The sequence below is a fragment of the Streptomyces sp. NBC_01515 genome (assembly GCF_045040345.1).
Lineage (GTDB): Bacteria > Actinomycetota > Actinomycetes > Streptomycetales > Streptomycetaceae > Streptomyces.
Genome location: NZ_CP109416.1, coordinates 1130283 through 1146915, shown reverse-complemented (window position 1 = coordinate 1146915; position 16633 = coordinate 1130283). Strand labels below are relative to the sequence as shown.

The window sequence follows — 16633 nt, the reverse complement described above, 5'->3', positions numbered from 1 at the left end:
GTGAGAGAACCCCAAGAGGGTTCGAGAATCCCTGCGCCCTGGAGGACGTCATGCCGCACTACCTGCTCAGCGTGATCACGCCGACCGACGGACAGATGCCCTCGCCCGAGGCGATGGCGGAGATCGTCCGCAAGCTGGAGATCTTCCACGACGAACTCCAGGCCGCCGGTGCCTGGGTCTTCGCCGGGGGACTGCACGAGCCGGAGACGGCGACCGTGCTGCGCCCCAAGGACGGTGACGTGCTGATCACCGACGGGCCGTACGCCGAGGGCAAGGAGTATCTGGGCGGCCTCTGCCTGATCAAGGCGGCCGACCTGGACGCGGCGCTTGAGTGGGGGAAGCGGGCGACCTGGGCCACCACGCTGCCCGTCGAGGTGCGGCCCTTCATGAACACGGCCGAGGACTGATGCCGTTCGACACCGACATCGAGGCCGTCTTCCGTGCCGAGTACGGGCGGGCGGTCTCGGTCCTGGTGCGCTTCCTCGGTGACATCGACCTCGCCGAGGAAGCGGTCCAGGACGCCTTCACCACGGCCGTGCGGAAGTGGCCGGAGGCCGGTGTGCCGCCGAGTCCGGCCGGGTGGATCATCACGACCGCCCGCAACCGCGCGATCGACCGGCTGCGCCGCGAGTCGTCGAGGGAGGCCCGCCACAGCGAGGCCGCCCTGCTGTACGCGTCCGACGCGCCCGCCGAGGAGGGACCCGTGCGCGACGACCGGCTCCGCCTGATCTTCACCTGCTGCCACCCCGCGCTCGCCACCCAGGCCCAGGTCGCGCTCACCCTGCGGCTGCTCGGCGGGCTCACCACCGCCCGGATCGCCCGCGCCTTCCTGGTGCCGGAGGCGACGATGGCCCAGCGCCTCGTCCGCGCCAAGGCCAAGATCCGCGACGCGAGGATCCCGTACCGCGTGCCCCGCGACGCCGACCTCCCCGACCGGCTCAAGGGCGTCCTCGCCGTCGTCTACCTGATCTTCAACGAGGGCTACACGGACTCGCCCGAGCTGTGCGCGGAAGCCCTGCGCCTCGGCTGTCTCCTGTCCGAACTGATGCCGGACGAGCCCGAGGTCACCGGCCTGCTCGCGCTGATGCTGCTCATCGAGTCGCGCCGGGCGGCGCGGGAGGGCGCGGACGGTGAGCTGGTGCCGCTGCCCGGGCAGGACCGCGAGCGATGGGACGGCGAGCTGATCGCCGACGGCCAGTCACTCGTACGGCGGTGCCTGCGGCTCAACAACCCCGGGCCGTACCAGATCCAGGCCGCGATCAACGCCGTGCACAGCGACGCACCGACCGCGGACGCGACCGACTGGGGACAGATCCTCCAGCTCTACGACCAGTTGATGGCCGTCGCCCCGAGCCCGGTCGTCGCCCTGAACCGGGCCGTCGCCGTCGCCGAGGTCGACGGTCCGCGCAAGGCCCTCGACCTCGTGGACGCGCTGGACCTCGGCGAGTACCACGTCCTGCACGCCGTGCGCGCCGATCTCCTGCGCAGGCTGGGCCGCGACACCGAGGCCGTCGAGGCGTACGAGGCGGCCATCGCCCGGACCGAGAGCGCGGCCGAGCGTGGGTACCTGGAACGCCGCCGCCGGGAACTCGTCCGCATGTGACAGCGGCGAGGCGGGGGGCGACCATGGCCGCACCGGAATTTTTCCCGGTGTATGAATGGTTGCTATATACACCTGACCGTCCAGAACCCCCACGCACCAGCAGCGAGGCACCGTGAACCAGTCCAGCCCCGAGCAGCCCGCCGATATCGTCGCCCGGCTGCGCGCCACCTTCCGCACCGGCCGCACCAAGCCCGTCGAGTGGCGCACCGCCCAGCTGCGCCGCCTGCGCGACCTGCTCACCGAGCACGGCGACGACCTCGCCGCCGCCCTCCACGCCGACCTCGGCAAGAGCGCCGCCGAGGCCCAGCGCACCGAGATCGGCTTCACGGTCCGCGAGATCGACCACACCCTCGACCACCTTGAGGAGTGGCTGCGCCCCGAGTCCGCCCCCGTACCGGCCCACCTCGGCACGGACGCGACCGCCTGGACGCAGTACGACCCGCTCGGCGTCGTCCTCGTGATCGCCCCTTGGAACTATCCGGTGCAGCTCCTGCTGACCCCGGTCGTCGGCGCGCTCGCCTCCGGTGACGCGGTGGTCCTCAAGCCCAGCGAGATGGCCCCGGCCACCTCCGCCGCCGTCGCCCGGCTGATTCCCGCCTACCTCGACACCGACGCGGTCGCCGTCGTGGAGGGCGGCATCCCGGAGACCACGGCCCTGCTCGCCGAGCACTTCGACCACATCTTCTACACCGGCAACGGCGCCGTCGGCCGCATCGTCCTGCGCGCCGCCGCCGAGCACTTGACCCCGGTCGCCCTCGAACTCGGCGGCAAATCACCGGCGTTCGTCGACCGCGACGCCGATCTCACCGTCGTCGCCGACCGGTTGGCGCGCGGCAAGTTCCTCAACGCCGGCCAGACCTGCGTCGCCCCCGACTACGTCCTGACCGACCCGGAGACCGCCGCCGCGCTCGAACCCCTGCTGGCGAGCGCGGTCGAGAAGGTCTACGGCGCCGACCCGCAGACCTCCGGCGAGTACGGCCGGATCGTCAACGAACGCCACTTCGACCGGCTCGCCGGACTGCTCGACTCCGGCCGTGTGGTGGTCGGCGGACGCAGCGACCGCGGTGACAAGTACATCGCGCCGACGGTCCTCGCCGACGTCGACCCGAAGGCGCCCGTCATGGCGGAGGAGATCTTCGGCCCGATCCTGCCGATCGTCACCGTCCCCGACCTCGACGCGGCGATCGCCTTCATCACCGACCGCGACAAGCCCCTCGCCCTGTACGTCTTCACGGACTCCGACGACACCCGCGCCCGGATCGCCGCCGAGACCTCCTCGGGCGCCGTCGGCTACGGTCTCCCGCTCGCCCACCTCACTGTCTCCGACCTGCCCTTCGGCGGCGTGGGCGAGAGCGGCATGGGCAACTACCACGGCCGCTACTCCATCGAGACGTTCAGCCACCGCAAGGCCCTGCTGGAGAAGCCGCTCGTCTGACCGGCCCGCTCATCTATCACTGGTCGCTTATATAAGCGACCGGTGATATTTTTGCCGCATGCACGCCTTTGATGTGCTCGGAGACCCCGTGCGCCGCCGCATCCTGGAACTGCTCGCCGAGGGCGAGCAGCCCGCCGGCGCGGTCAGCGATGTCGTCCGGCGGGAGTTCGGGATAACGCAGCCCGCGGTCTCCCAGCATCTGAAGGTGCTGCGGGAGAACGGTTTCGCGACGGTACGGCCGGACGGCACCCGGCGCCTCTACGCGGTCAACTCCGAGCCGCTGCGGGACATCGACGCCTGGCTCGACCGGTTCCGCCGCTACTGGACCCCTCATCTGGACGCCCTGGCCACCGAGTTGGCCCGGGGCAAACGCGAGCGCCGGCTCCGTGAGGCCGACGACGACAGCCCCGACGAGTCGAGGAGCACCCCATGATCGACGTCACCCACCAGATCAACTCCGTGAGCCGCACGGTCGGCCGACGCGACTTCAAGGCCGGCGAGGCCCGCGTGATCACCATCGGCCAGTCCTACGACTCCCCGGTCGACGACGTCTGGGACGCCTGCACCAACCCCGAGCGCATCCCGCGCTGGTTCCTGCCGGTCACCGGCGAACTGCGGCCGGGCGGAAAGTACCAGTTGCAGGGCAACGCGGGCGGTACCGTCGAGCGCTGCGACCCGCCCAACAGCTTCTTCGCGACCTGGGAGTTCGGCGGCGAAGTGAGCTGGATCGAGCTGCGGTTGACGCCCGAGGGTGACGGAACGCGCTTCGAGTTGGAGCACATCGCCCACGTCGACGACACGAAGTGGGCCGAGTTCGGGCCCGGCGCGGTGGGCGTCGGCTGGGACTCGATCCTGCTGGGGCTCGACGGCAGCCTGTCGGGCACGGCACCCGTGAAGCCCGAGGACGCGATGGCCTGGCTGGCGTCCGAGGAGGGCCGCCGCTTCGTCACGGCGAGCAGCGAGGCGTGGTTCGCGGCGAACGTGGCGAGCGGCGAGGACGAGTCGGCGGCCCGCGAGGCGGCAGACCGGACCACGGCCGCCTATACCGGGGCCGGGAGGTGAGAGTCGCAGCGACCGAAGCGCTGACCCGGGACCGATCACCGTTGTAGCGTGCGCGCTGGATGCCACGGTGATCGGAGCCAGGGATGAGTGTCGGCGGCGAGACGGTGTTGGTGACCGGCGGGAGCGGATTCGTCGGCAGCCATCTGGTCCGGCAGTTGCTGGAGCGCGGCTACCGGGTGCACACCACCGTGCGGTCCCTCGGCAACGAGGCGAAGGTCGCGCCGCTGCGGGCCATGGGGGAGCAATTCCCGGGCGCGCTGGAGCTGTTCGAGGCCGATCTGCTGGCGGCGGGTTCCTTCGACGCGGCGATGGACGGCTGCCGGGTGGTGTTCCATGTAGCCTCGCCGTTCCTGATGCCGGAGAAGATCAAGGACGGCCAGAAGGACGTCGTCGAACCGGCGCTCTCCGGCACCCGGAACGTCCTCGCAGGCATCGAACGCACGCCCACGGTCGGGAAGTTGGTGTTCACCTCGACGGTCGGCGCGATTTTCGGCGACTACGTCGACGTACTGAACATGAAGGACGGAATCCTCTCCGAGGACTACTTCAACACCACCAGCACGGTCGAGAACAACCCGTACCACTACGCCAAGACGGTCGCCGAACGCGCCGCCTGGGACGCGCAACAGGCACAGAATCGCTGGCGCATGGTCTCCGTCAACCCCGGCCTGATCCTGGGCCCTTCACTCACCCCGGCCTCCGACTCGGGCAGCCTGTTCCTCCTCGACGAGCTGTTCAAGGGCTACTTCTTCTACGGGGCCCCCGACTTCAGCTTCACCGTCGCCGACGTGCGGGACGTCGCGAGCGCGCACATCGCGGCGGCGGAAAACCCCGACGCGCACGGCCGTTACATCGTCGCGGCAGCCCGGATGGCGTCCTTCCTCGACATGTCTCGTGCCCTGCGGCAACACCTCCCGCGCGACTACCGGCTGCCCCGACACGGCCTGCCGCACTGGCCGGTGCGTGTTCTGGGCCCGGCGTTCGGGCTCACTCAGGACTACATCCGCAAGCACCTCGGGATCAGGTTCACGGTCGACAACCGGCGCGGCGTGAAGGAACTGGGCATCGACTACCGGCCGTTGGAGGAGACCATCCTCGATCACCACCTGGCCTGGCGGGAGTTGAGGAAGGCGGACTGAGCGGCACTCGCCCTTCCCCGTTCACTCCGCGGACCGTTCAAGGCTCTTGACTGGTTCAGACCGCAGGCACTTGGGTGTGGCCGATCACCTTTTCGGTGTCATGAGCCTGACCACACTCGACCGAAGGGCACCCATGCGAACCCCCCACGCCCTGCTCGCCGTCGCCGCCGCGCTGTCGGCGGCGATCGTCGCTCCACCGGCCGGAGCCGCCGACGCGGTCCCCGCTCCCGGCACCTACTACGTCCAGAGCGCCACGACCGGGCTCAACGCGGCGGACAAGGGGGGAGCGGTGGAGCAGCACAACCCCAAGGGCAACGAGGACCACCAGCAGTGGAGCCTCCGGGCGAGCGGATCGTCGTACGTCCTGGAGAGCACCGACACGGCCGGCAGCTGTCTGGGCCGCTCGGGCAGCACGGCGAGAACTGTCGCCTGCACGAGCGCCGACGCGGCCTGGCAGATCACACCGACCGGCGGCGACCAGTACACGCTCAAGGTCCCGGGCGCGGAAAGCTACTTGACCGTCGGCGCCAAGCCCTCCGGCGCCAACTACCCGGCCCAGCTGGCCATCGGCTCCTCCGGCGGTCTCGCCTCCTGGTACCTCACGCCGATCACCTCGCCCACCAACCCGATGCCCGCCCAGGACCAACGCACCCTGGACCAGGTCACGTTCCTCACCGCGCACAACGCCTACGCCAACGGGGTCGACGGCGGTTTCGCCCCGCCGTTCGTGAACTTCTTCCCGAACCAGTCCCGCGGCATCAACCAGCAACTCTCCGACGGTGTACGGGGGTTCATGCTGGACATCCACCAGACCTCCGACGGAGCGATCCTCTGCCACGACAGCTGCACCCTGGTCAGCAGCCCGGTCGCCCTGAACGTCGACCTCCAGCGCATGGTCGACTTCCTCAAGGCGCACCCCGACCAGTTCGTCACCGTCTTCCTGGAGGACTACGTCGACCCGGGCGTCCTGCGCAGCGAACTCGCCCGCGTCAACGGCCTGTACGACGTGCTGTACCGCCCCGACCAGACCGGCGTACGGCAGAACGGCTGGCCCAAGATGGCCGACCTGATCGCCGCCAACCACCGGCTGCTGATCTTCACCGACCACAGCCGTGCCTCCGACGAGTCCGCCGGGCTGACCCGGGACAGCTTCGGCGTGATGTACCAGCGCGACTGGACCGTCGAGAACTACTGGTCCATGGGCTCCGGCGCGAGCTCCTCCGACTGGTCCTGCTACAGCCGTTGGTACGGCAGCGACCTCAACGTCCCGCTGACGCAGACGTATTCGGGGTTCCGCCCGCTGTTCGTCATGAACCACTTCCGCGACGCGACCATCGCCGGGACGGCGCAGACCGACAACACCAAGGTCCTCGACCGGGCCCAGCGGTTCTGCCAGCCGGCGGCCCGGAAGAAGCCCAACTTCCTTGCGGTGGACCGCTATGACCTCGGCAACCCGGCCTCCGCGGTCAACTCCCTGAACGGCTACACGTATCCGTAAAGTGCGGTCGGCCCTTAGGCGGACGTGTGCGAAACTCCGCTGATGACCTCTGCGAAGATCACCGCGGCCGCCGCGGGCACCTGGCAACTCGGCGACCTGCCCGTCAACCGCATCGGCTTCGGCGCGATGCGGCTGACGGGCAGTGCAGCCTTCAACCTCGGGACCCCGAGCGACCGCGACCGGTCGATCACCGTGCTGCGCAGGGCGATCGAGCTGGGTGTGAACCACATCGACACGGCAGCCTTCTACTTCTCGTCCCTGCGGTCGGCGAACGAACTCATCAACTCCGCGCTCGCGCCCTACGCGGACGACCTGGTAATCGCCACGAAGGTCGGTCCCTTCCGCAACTACTCCGGGGAGTGGGGCACTTCGGCCCGCCCCGACGATCTGCGCGGCCATGTCGAGGAGAACCTGCGGCAGTTGGGGCGCGACCACCTGGACGTGGTGTACCTGCGCCGGATGCGTCAGGACTCGATCGCCGAGCACTTCGGCGCCCTCGCCGAACTCCGCGAGGAGGGACTGGTCCGGCACCTCGCGATCTCCGACGTCGAGCCGCGACACCTGGCCGAGGCGCAGGCGATCGCGCCGGTGGTGAGTGTGCAGAACCGGTTCGGGCTCGACTCGTCCAGCCCCGACACCGACGAGATGCTGCGGATCTGCGGGGAACAGGGCATCGCCTTCGTCCCGTTCTTCGCCATCGCGGGGGAGGCCGGGCCGCAGGGCGCCACCACCGCCCACGACCACGAGGTGCTGGCCATCGCGGACGCCCACGACGCCAGCCCTGCCCAGATCCGCCTCGCCTGGTCCCTCGCCCAGGGTCCGCACGTCCTCGCGATCCCCGGCACGGGCAACCCCGACCACCTCACCGAGAACGTGGCCACGGGTGCGATCCGGCTCACGGAGGACGAACTGGCCCGGCTCAACGAGCTGCACCGGAAGGCCGGTTGACGGTCGGCGGGGCTCACGCCACCCAGGTTCCGTCCCGCATCAGATGGCGCTGGGGCAGCTCGCGTTGCTCGTGCCACGCCTGGACGGCGAGCGGTCGTACCCGGAAGAAGGAGTAGGGCGCGCGGTCCTCGCGGGGATCCCAGCCGTACTTCGCGTGGAAGGCCCCGGCCGCGGCGGCCGGGACGTCCTGCGCGGTGAAGGCCGTCGCCTCGCCGTCGATGAGTACGACGTCCCGGGTGTCCCCGAAGGCGAGCCGGGTCCGCCGCCCGTCGGTGAGATTGCGGCCCGTGGGGTTCGTGGCCCGGGTGGACAGCCAGACGGCGTGCCCGTCCCAGACGAACCACAGCGGCACCAGACACGGCAGCCCGTCGGCGTCCGCCGAGGCCACCCAGATGTCCGACTCCCGCTCCAGCCGGGCCAGTACGTCACGCCTGCGCTCTTCGGGGCCGCGGGGCGGCACGGTGATCGTCATGCCCGGGACGCTACCGGCGCCGCCCGCGCGGCACCTCGGGCCAGGGTCGTAGGACCTTTGCCCGAGGGTGTCGGGGACGTCGGGGCGTCAGCCCAGCTGCTCGTGCAGGAACGGGACCGTGCTCGCCCAGGCGCGGGTGGCGGAGTCGGCGTCGTAGACCGGGCGGCCGTCGTTGAAGAAGGCGTGGTTCGCCGGGTAGAGGCGCAGGTCCGGGGTGATGCCGGACTGCTCCTCGATGTGCTTGCTCAAGGCTTCGAGGCCCGCCACCGGGATGCTCTCGTCCAACTCGCCGTAGTGGCCCTGGATGTGTGCCTTCAGGCCGGAGAAGTCCGGGAGTTCGCCCTGGATCACGCCGTAGAACGGCACCGCCGCGCTCACGCGCGGGTCGGCCGCGGCGAGGTACAGGACGAAGCCGCCACCCATGCAGAAGCCGACCGCGCCGACCGTGTCCGAGGTGACCTCGGGCAGGGAGAGGAGGTGGTCGACCGCGCCGGAGAGCAGTTCGACACCGCGGGCGACCGGGAGGGCCAGCATCATGCGCAGAGCCTCGTCGCTCTCGTGCGCCACGTTCCCGCCGTAGAGGTCGGGGGCGAACGCGACGAAGCCCTCCTGGGCGAGCCGGTCGGCCACGTCGGCGATGTGGTCGGTCAGGCCCCACCACTCCTGGATGACGATCACGCCCGGTCCGCTCCCGGACGGCGGCAGCGCGAGATAGCCGTGGGCGGTGCCCCCTGCGCTGGGGAAGGTGACGTTCTGGTGGGCGGGGGCTCCGGTCGACTTCGGCAGCTCGGAGGACATGGGGCTCAACTCCTGTACGGCGGTGCTCGGTTGGGGGTGGCGCCGTCGGGGCGGGACCCGACGTGATCTCCAGCCTGCCACGGCCGGGTCCGGAGGGCGCTTCGGCCCCTCGATCCGGCTATCGCGCGGGGGCCGGCGCGGGGTTCGTCTCCTGTCCTATGCGGACCACCCGTCCGGCGGCCACCTTCTGCAGCAGCCCGTACGCCAGCACCGGCAGCAGGATGTGCGGGCGGTCGGGCAGGGTCGTCGTGATCAGCACCGCGCTCGCGCTGCTGTTGTTCATCCCGCAGGCCAGCGTCACCGAGGCACCGGCCCGGGCATCGAGGCGCAGCGCCCGCGCGGCCACCCGGCCCAGCGCGAAGGACAGCCCGCACACGGTCGCGGCGACGCCGAGCGCGGCCAGCAGGAGCACCGGGCGCGGATGGCGCAGGAAGGGACCGAGCACTCCGCTGGCGTTGACGTACGTCAGCAGCAGCGAACCCGGGAGCGCGGCGGGGACGGCCACGCCGATGACTCCGTCCCGTGCGCGTCGGGGCAGCACGAGCCGGCACAGGATGCCCGCCGCGCACGGCAGCACGACCGAGGTCAGGGCGAAGGCGTCCCCGGCCGAGTGGGCGGCGACGGCGAGTCTGCCCGCGTAGTCGCCCTGGAGCAGCGGGCACAGGACGGCCAGGGTGAGCGGGACGGTGAGCGGGCTGACCAGGGTGGAGGCGAGCACCAGACCGACGGCCGTGGGCTGGTCGCCGTCCCCCTTCGCGGTCCACACCGTCGCCCCGGCGGCCACCGGCATGGCGACGACGAGGATCATCGCGGCGATCATCCCGCTGCCGCCGTCGTGGTCCGGCGACAGCCGCAGCGCGAGGGCCACACCGGGGACGATCAGCAGCGGCACCAGGATGTGCAGGGCGAGGCCGGCGAGCAGGGCGGCTGGACGCCGTAGCAGCAGCCGCAGTTCACGCAGCGGCACCTGAAGACCGGCGCCGAACAGGACCAGGGCGAGGAGTAACTGGGGTGTGCGCAGGGGCAGTTCGGCGATGCCCGTCGGGTGGGGGTGCCGGAGCCACAGGCCGGGGCCCGGCAGCACCGCCGCCGCGAGGTACGTCACGGCGACGGCTCGGCCCAGGTGGCGGCGGAGCAGGGCGAGCAGGCGGGGTACGGAGGGAAACCCGGCGGGGATCCGGGATGAGTGGGGACACATCGTGGCGCTCTTCCGTCGTAGGACCTGGGCGGAGACGGAGCGCCGGTATCGCGTGGAAGCTCGTCGACACGCGCGAGGGGATGAGTGAGCGAAGCCCTGCGGTCATCGTCGACGGTCCTTCCATAATGGGCGGGCGGAAGCGGACACACGGGCGCGGTGACGAGACGGCACCCGAGTGACTACAATTCTGTAGACGGTCTACTGAACTGTAGACGAAGACGGGGTGAGGATCGTTCCCATGGCCGACGAAAAGGACGAACGCCGACCGGCGGGTGAGCTGGAGGCCACCGTCATGGCCGCGCTCTGGGCCGCCGGCGCCCCGCAGACCCCCGGCGAGGTACAGCTGAGCCTCGACACGGGCCTGGCCCGCACCACGGTGACGACGATCCTGACCCGGCTGCACGACAAGGGCGTCGTGGAGCGGCATCGGCAGGGGCGGGGGTACGCGTACTTTCCGGTGCAGGACGCGCAGGGGCTCACCGCGCGGCGGATGCACACGGAACTCGACCGGGACGGCGACCGGGAGACGGTGCTGGCCCGGTTCGTGGCTCAGCTCAGTCCTGATGACGAGCGGGTGCTGCGGGACCTTTTGGAATCCGGGGAGGCGTGAAGGCCGGCGTGGAGTGAAGCCTGGTGAGGCGTGGGAGTGGGTGAGCAGTGGAGTTCGGGACGGTTCCGTGTCCCACGCGCTTGCCGCACGCCGCGAGTTCGAGTGCGGCCTCGCCGAGGGACACCTGGGGTTGCTGCGGCCGCCCGCAGGTCGTGCTCTGGGGTTGGGGTGGCCGCCGTTGGGCCGGAGATGCCGCCGTCCTCGTCGCTGCGATCAACGTCTTGTCTCTCCAGGGAGCAACAGGCTCACGCGCCTGCCTGTGGGCACCTAGGCCGGTAAGTCGTGGCCAGCACGGAGACCGTGACGTGGTCGGGCAAGGGGCCGGCACCGTTCAGGTCCGCACGGCTCAAGTGGCGTGCGCTCGGCGTCATCCCGGCCAGGTCGAGGGCCTCCTGCCTGGTCAACGGCGCGGTGTACTCGACCTGTTCGGTGACGGCGGCCTCGAAGTAGGGATCCATCGCCCGGTGCAGGCGTTGTTCCTTGGCCGGGTCGATCGTGACCATCGCCGACACCCGGCCGCGCAACTCGGCGAGGTGCCGCCCGGTGGGTCGGACCACGATCAACCGGCCGGTCGGGCGCAGCACGCGGTGGAACTCGACCGGGTTGCGCGGGGCGAACACGTCCAACACGACCTCGGCCACTCCACCGGCCAGCGGGAGAGGGCGGAAGACGTCCCAGGCCACCGCGGCGGCCCGTTCATGGGCACGCGCAGCCGAGCGCAACGCGCGCACCGACGTGTCCAGCCCCAGACCGTGGGCGCCGGGCAACTGATCGAGTACGCCGGCCAGGTAGTAGCCCGTGCCGCACCCGACATCCACGACCGTGGCCCGCTCAGGCGCGGAGTCGGCCGCCAGCCGGGCAACCGCTTTACGGATGGGCGCGTACGAGTCGGTCGACAGGAACCGTTCCCGGGCCTGGACCATGGCCGCGTCGTCGCCGCTGGTGGCACGGGCGCCCGTCAAGAGTCCGGCGTAGCCCTGGCGGGCGATGTCGAAGGCGTGGCCCGCCGGACAGCGCAGCGCGCTGCGGTCGCGGTGCAGACTGCGCGTTCGGCACGTCGGGCAGCGCAGCAGGTCGAGGGAGAGATCGAGGGCAGGGGGAAACGACGTAGGCACGAGGCACTCCAGGCAAGGGCGAAGGGAAGGGACCGTGCCTGTACGCGCGCTCGGAACGTCACTGCCTCAAGCAGGAACGGGCAGCGCCGGAGAGGTGGTTCACGCGGCAGGCACACCAAGGAGGGCGACGCCGTTCGGCCTCGCCCTCAACGCCTTCCGGTTACAGGAAGCAGTAGTGCGGGGTGCTCGTGAATGCCACGCCCTGAGTCTACGAGCATCGGCGAAGCCGCTCGGATCGCCGATCTCGGGAGCCCCGGCCGGGGCATCCAACCCCGGTCGGCGTCCGCCACGCCCCGCCTACGCCGCGCATCCGTCTCACGCTCGTGCCGGGCAGGCCGCGCCCACCCGGTGTCCGCCGCACTCCGCAGGCCCCGCGCATCCGTCCCACGCCCGTGCCGGGCGGACCGTGCCCCCCCCGGGTGCCTGCCGCCCTCCACAGACCCCGCGCATCCGCCCCGTGTACCCGCCGAGCCCTCCAACTCACGCGGCATCCCGCCAACACCCCGCTGACCTGGCCATTCGCTCAGCCACCCCCACCTCCCCGACACCCCGAAAGCCCCGCCGCCCCACCCTCTCCGCAACCCCCTCCGAATCCGACTGGCGCGAGCGAAGTTTTACGTATAACCTCACCCGTCAATCCCACGTCAATCCCACCGACCGGAACCGCACGGAGACCCCCCGATGAGCCGTATCGCCCTGGTCACCCTCGTCGTCGACGACTACGACGAGGCGATCCGCTTCTATACCGAAGCCCTCGGCTTCCGCCTCGTCGAGGACGCGGCCCGCCCCGACGGCTCCCGCTGGGTCGTTGTGGCACCGCCCGGGGTGGACGGCTCCGGGACCGGCCTGCTGCTCGCCCGTGCCAAGGGTGAGGATCAAGAGGCCCGGGTCGGTGACCAGACCGGCGGTCGTGTCGGGTTCTTTCTCCACACCGACGACTTCGCCCGCGATCACGCCCGCATGCTCGCCGCGGGCGTGACCTTCCTGGAGGAGCCGCGCCACGAACCGTACGGTTCCGTCGCCGTGTTCCAGGATCTGTACGGAAACCGCTGGGACCTGCTCCAGCCGGCCGCCTGAACCCCCGCACCCCCCGCATCGCCCCACCCCGCTCACCGAACGACGACCGAGGAACCACCGCACATGTCATCTACGCGCATAGACGTCGACACCCTCCGCCGGCTCCCCAAGGCCGTGCTGCACGACCACCTCGACGGGGGTCTGCGCCCCGCCACCGTGGTGGAGCTGGCGGAATCGGTCGGGCACACGCTGCCCACCACCGACCCGGACGAGTTGGCCGCCTGGTACTTCGACGCCGCCAACTCCGGTGATCTGGTGCGCTACATCGCCACCTTCGAGCACACCCTCGCCGTGATGCAGAACCGCGAGGGACTGCTGCGCACCGCCGAGGAGTACGTCCTCGATCTGGCCGCCGACGGTGTCGTCTACGGAGAGGTGCGTTACGCCCCCGAGCTGAACACCAACGGCGGGCTTGCGCTCAGCGAGGTCGTCGAGACCGTTCAGGAGGGGCTCGCGGCCGGTATGGCCAAGGCGGCGGCAGCAGGGACGCCGGTGCAGGTGCGGACGTTGCTGTGCGGGATGCGGATGTTCGACCGGGTCGGCGAGGCCGCCGGCCTCGCGGTGGCCTTCCGGGACGCCGGTGTCGTCGGCTTCGACATCGCCGGTGCCGAGGACGGCTTCCCGCCCGCCGACCACCTCGCCGCCTTCGAGCACCTGCGCCGCGAGAGCGTGCCGTTCACGATCCACGCCGGTGAGGCGCACGGCCTGCCCAGCATCCACCAGGCCCTCCAGGTGTGCGGCGCCCAGCGCATCGGTCACGGCGTCCGCATCACCGAGGACATCGTCGACGGCAAGCTCGGCCGCCTGGCCGGCTGGGTGCGGGACCGTCGTATCGCCCTGGAGATGTGCCCGACCTCCAACCTCCAGACGGGCGCGGCCGGTTCGATCGCCGAGCACCCCATCACCGCCCTGAAGGACCTCGGCTTCCGCGTCACCCTCAACACCGACAACCGACTGGTGTCCGGTACGACGATGACGCGCGAGATGTCCCTGCTGGTCGAGGAGGCGGGCTGGAGCGTCGAGGACCTGCGCACGGTCACGGTGAACGCCCTGAAGAGCGCGTTCATCCCGTACGACGAGCGCAAGGCCCTCATCGAGGACGTAGTCCTGCCGGGTTACGCCTCCGCGCTCTGAAGCAGCCCGCGCACATACGCGGCCTGTCCGACGTGCTCCAGATCGTCGGACAGGACGCTGACCAGCCGTACGCCCAGGGTGACCGGCGGGTCCCAGCGCTCGTCCACGATCCGGTCGTAGTCCTCCGCCGTCAGTCCGCGCAGATACGCGAGCGTCTGGTCGTGCACGGCGTCGTAGTACCCGGTCAGCTGCCCGGCCGACTCGACCCGCACCTTGCCGACCTTCGCGGCGGTGTGGCCGTACCCGGTGTCCTTGGCCGGCAGGTCGAGGCCGAAGCGCTTCTCCCAGCCCTGGGTGAGCCACACCTGGTCGAGGCCGGCGGCGTCGGCGACATGGTCGTCCTGGACGCGGGTGAGATGCCAGATCAGCCAGGCGATGGAGTTGGCGTCGGGGGCGAGGCGGGCGTGCAGTTGGTCCGGCGTCAGGCCGTCGACGGCGGCGTGGACTTCTTCCTGGACGCGGCCGTACGCGTCGATGAGGATGTCGTTGGCATGCATACGACCACCATCGCGCATCCCCGTTCCTCATGCGGCCGGAGCGTCGGTTTCCAGGAGCGTCATCAGGGCCCGTGCCGCCGGACTGGTCGCCTGCGGGGGCGGGAGCAGGGCCACCGTCTCGTACACCTCCTCGCCGGGTCCCTTCAGGGGGAGCGCGGTGAGGGCCTCGCGCTTGTGGCGGAAATGCTGGGGGACCACCGCGATACCGAGGTTCTCGTCGATCAGGTCGAGGAGGCTGTGCACGTCGTTGACCTCCAGTGCGACCGTCCGCCGTACGCCCGCCGCCGCGAAGACGGCGTCCGTGGTGCGGCGCGAGGCCCAGTCCGGGTGGAAGTCGACGAAGACCTCGCCGCCGAGGTCGTCCGGGGTCACCGCAGCGCCGGTCTCAGCGAGCCGGTGGCTGGGATGGCACAGCACGGTCATCGGCTCGCTGGTCAGCGATACGGAGCGGAGCTGGTCGGTGTCCGCCTGGGTCCGGTACGCGAACGCCAGGTCGAGGCGCCCGGCCGCGACCTCCTCCGCCAGCGCGCCGGAGCCCGCCTGCCGCAACCGGATCTCGACATCGGGGTGCCTGCGCCGGAACGCGGCGAGCAGCCCCGCCACATGCACCCCGGCGATGCACTGCTCGGTGCCCAGCGACAGCGTGCCGCGCAGCACGCCCTGCACCGCGGCCACCGCCTCGTGCGCCGAGCGGACCTGCGCCAGAATGCGTTCCGCCTCGCCGAGCAGTGCCCGGCCGGCCTCCGTGAGCGTGACCCGGCGGGTGGTGCGGACGAAGAGCGGGGTCTGCAACTCCCGTTCCAGGGCGCGGATCGACGCGGACAGGCCCGACTGGGACACCATCAGCCGCTCGGCCGCGCGGGTGAAGTGGTGGTCCTCGGCGACGGCGATGAAATGCTGGAGATGACGCAGTTCCATGATTGAGAAGCGTAACCGCTGAATTCCATCGGATTCTTCTGTTGGACCACTGCCCGCAGGTCGGACAGAGTGGGCGGTGGTTCCCTGGAACCGGTATCCCGTGTGCCAACCCCTCTGGAGTCGCGTTGTACACCGCACACCCCGACCGCTACGCGGACCTGCCCTACCGGCGCACCGGCCGCAGCGGTCTGAAGCTGCCCGCGATCTCGCTCGGCCTGTGGCACAACTTCGGGCCCGACCGCCCGGTCGACACCCAGCGCGCCATCCTGCGCCGCGCCTTCGACCTCGGCGTCACCCACTTCGACCTGGCGAACAACTACGGCCCGCCGCCCGGCGCCGCCGAGTCCGCCCTCGGCGAGGCGCTGAAGGCGGACTTCGGGTCGTACCGCGACGAGCTGGTGATCTCCACCAAGGCCGGCTATCTGATGTGGCCCGGCCCCTACGGCGAGTGGGGTTCGCGCAAGTACGTGCTGTCCTCGCTGGACCAGAGCCTCAGCCGCATGGGCCTGGACTACGTCGACATCTTCTACTCGCACCGCCCGGACCCGGAGACTCCCCTGGAGGAGACGATGGGCGCCCTGCACTCGGCGGTCCAGTCGGGCAAGGCGCTCTATGTCGGCATCTCCAACTACTCGGCGGAGCAGACCCGGGAGGCCGCCCGCATCCTCGGCGAGCTGGGCACCCCGCTCCTCATCCACCAGCCGCGCTACTCGATGCTCGACCGCCGCCCCGAGGACGAGGGCCTGCTCGACGCCCTCGACGAACTCCAGGTCGGGTCGATCGTCTTCTCGCCGCTGGAGCAGGGGCTGCTCAGCGCCCGCTACCTGGACGGCATCCCGGAGGGTTCCCGGGCGGCGAGCGACAGCCCGTTCCTGAACTCCGACGCGGTCACCGAGGACCTGGTGGGACAGCTCCGCGCCCTCGACGACATCGCCAAGGGGCGCGGCCAGACCCTCGCCCAGCTCGCCCTCGCCTGGGTGCTGCGCGGCGGCCGGGTGACCTCCGCGCTGGTCGGTGCGAGCAGCCCGCAGCAGATCGAGGACAGCGTCGCGGCCACCCGCAACCTGGACTTCGACGCCGACGAGCTGGCCCGCATCGACGCGATCGTCAGGCCGTAGGGCACACCATG

General features: G+C 70.8%; 17 protein-coding genes and 1 pseudogene. 12 read left to right on the top strand and 6 right to left on the bottom strand.

From position 1 onward, the window contains the following. The first annotated feature begins 50 nt into the window (after positions 1-50). From OG407_RS04800 to OG407_RS04765, 8 genes and pseudogenes are all read left to right on the top strand, one after another. Entirely contained in the window at positions 51-407 is a 357-nt protein-coding gene (locus tag OG407_RS04800; protein WP_405855301.1) for a YciI family protein, read from the top strand. Then, positions 407-1603 (top strand): RNA polymerase sigma factor, encoded by a 1197-nt coding sequence (locus OG407_RS04795; RefSeq protein WP_405855299.1) that lies wholly within the window; start codon positions 407-409, stop codon positions 1601-1603. Before OG407_RS04800 ends, OG407_RS04795 begins: the two co-directional genes overlap by 1 nt. Before the next feature lie 103 nt (positions 1604-1706). Continuing rightward, a pseudogene (locus OG407_RS04790) lies at positions 1707-3038 on the top strand (aldehyde dehydrogenase family protein); the annotation flags it as partial. Positions 3039-3096: 58 nt separating this feature from the next. Then, entirely contained in the window at positions 3097-3471 is a 375-nt protein-coding gene (locus tag OG407_RS04785; protein ID WP_405855297.1) for an ArsR/SmtB family transcription factor, read from the top strand. Next, positions 3468-4100 (top strand): SRPBCC family protein, encoded by a 633-nt coding sequence (locus OG407_RS04780; RefSeq protein WP_405855295.1) that lies wholly within the window; start codon positions 3468-3470, stop codon positions 4098-4100. Before OG407_RS04785 ends, OG407_RS04780 begins: the two co-directional genes overlap by 4 nt. Before the next feature lie 83 nt (positions 4101-4183). Further along, positions 4184-5239, top strand: coding sequence for an NAD-dependent epimerase/dehydratase family protein (locus OG407_RS04775; RefSeq protein WP_405855293.1), 1056 nt, complete (start codon positions 4184-4186; stop codon positions 5237-5239). 133 nt (positions 5240-5372) lie between these two features. Continuing rightward, the gene (locus OG407_RS04770; RefSeq protein ID WP_405855291.1) at positions 5373-6737 is read left to right on the top strand and encodes a phospholipase; all 1365 of its coding nucleotides are present in this window, start codon (positions 5373-5375) and stop codon (positions 6735-6737) included. A 42-nt stretch (positions 6738-6779) separates the two neighbouring features. After that, positions 6780-7685, top strand: a complete 906-nt coding sequence (locus OG407_RS04765) for an aldo/keto reductase (RefSeq protein WP_405855289.1) — start codon at positions 6780-6782, stop codon at positions 7683-7685. 13 nt (positions 7686-7698) lie between these two features. On the opposite strand, the gene OG407_RS04760 is transcribed toward OG407_RS04765, so the two are convergent. From OG407_RS04760 to OG407_RS04750, 3 genes are all read right to left on the bottom strand, one after another. Continuing rightward, the gene (locus OG407_RS04760; protein WP_405855287.1) at positions 7699-8157 is read right to left on the bottom strand and encodes a pyridoxamine 5'-phosphate oxidase family protein; all 459 of its coding nucleotides are present in this window, start codon (positions 8155-8157) and stop codon (positions 7699-7701) included. Positions 8158-8244: 87 nt separating this feature from the next. Further along, positions 8245-8955, bottom strand: a complete 711-nt coding sequence (locus OG407_RS04755; RefSeq protein ID WP_405855285.1) for a dienelactone hydrolase family protein — start codon at positions 8953-8955, stop codon at positions 8245-8247. Positions 8956-9073: 118 nt separating this feature from the next. Next, positions 9074-10153 carry a sodium-dependent transporter gene (locus OG407_RS04750; protein WP_405855283.1) on the bottom strand — a complete coding sequence of 360 codons (1080 nt, stop codon included), beginning with the start codon at positions 10151-10153 and terminating at the stop codon, positions 9074-9076. Between the two features lie 238 nt (positions 10154-10391). Here OG407_RS04750 and OG407_RS04745 point away from each other — a divergent pair, with 238 nt between their 5' ends. Continuing rightward, positions 10392-10763: a BlaI/MecI/CopY family transcriptional regulator gene (locus OG407_RS04745; protein ID WP_405855281.1), complete on the top strand. Its 372-nt coding sequence runs from the start codon at positions 10392-10394 to the stop codon at positions 10761-10763. 245 nt (positions 10764-11008) lie between these two features. Here the strand turns inward: OG407_RS04745 and OG407_RS04740 are convergent, their stop codons facing one another. Next, complete coding sequence (locus OG407_RS04740; RefSeq protein WP_405855279.1) at positions 11009-11878, bottom strand: putative RNA methyltransferase; 870 nt, start codon at positions 11876-11878, stop codon at positions 11009-11011. Positions 11879-12559: 681 nt separating this feature from the next. On the opposite strand from OG407_RS04740, the gene OG407_RS04735 reads away from it, so the two are divergent. Continuing rightward, positions 12560-12955, top strand: coding sequence for a VOC family protein (locus OG407_RS04735; protein ID WP_405855277.1), 396 nt, complete (start codon positions 12560-12562; stop codon positions 12953-12955). Positions 12956-13018: 63 nt separating this feature from the next. Further along, a complete protein-coding gene (locus OG407_RS04730; protein WP_405855275.1) occupies positions 13019-14089 on the top strand; it encodes an adenosine deaminase in 1071 nt (356 codons plus the stop codon). On the opposite strand, the gene OG407_RS04725 is transcribed toward OG407_RS04730, so the two are convergent. Both OG407_RS04725 and OG407_RS04720 read right to left on the bottom strand, forming a co-directional pair. Beyond that, entirely contained in the window at positions 14071-14586 is a 516-nt protein-coding gene (locus tag OG407_RS04725) for a mycothiol transferase (RefSeq protein WP_405855273.1), read from the bottom strand. The two genes, OG407_RS04730 and OG407_RS04725, sit on opposite strands and share 19 nt — an antisense overlap. 27 nt (positions 14587-14613) lie before the next feature. Then, the gene (locus OG407_RS04720) at positions 14614-15504 is read right to left on the bottom strand and encodes a LysR substrate-binding domain-containing protein (RefSeq protein ID WP_405855271.1); all 891 of its coding nucleotides are present in this window, start codon (positions 15502-15504) and stop codon (positions 14614-14616) included. Between the two features lie 125 nt (positions 15505-15629). Between OG407_RS04720 and mgrA the strand changes: the two genes are divergently transcribed. Further along, positions 15630-16622: an L-glyceraldehyde 3-phosphate reductase gene (mgrA, locus tag OG407_RS04715; protein WP_328685415.1), complete on the top strand. Its 993-nt coding sequence runs from the start codon at positions 15630-15632 to the stop codon at positions 16620-16622. Positions 16623-16633: the final 11 nt, after the last annotated feature.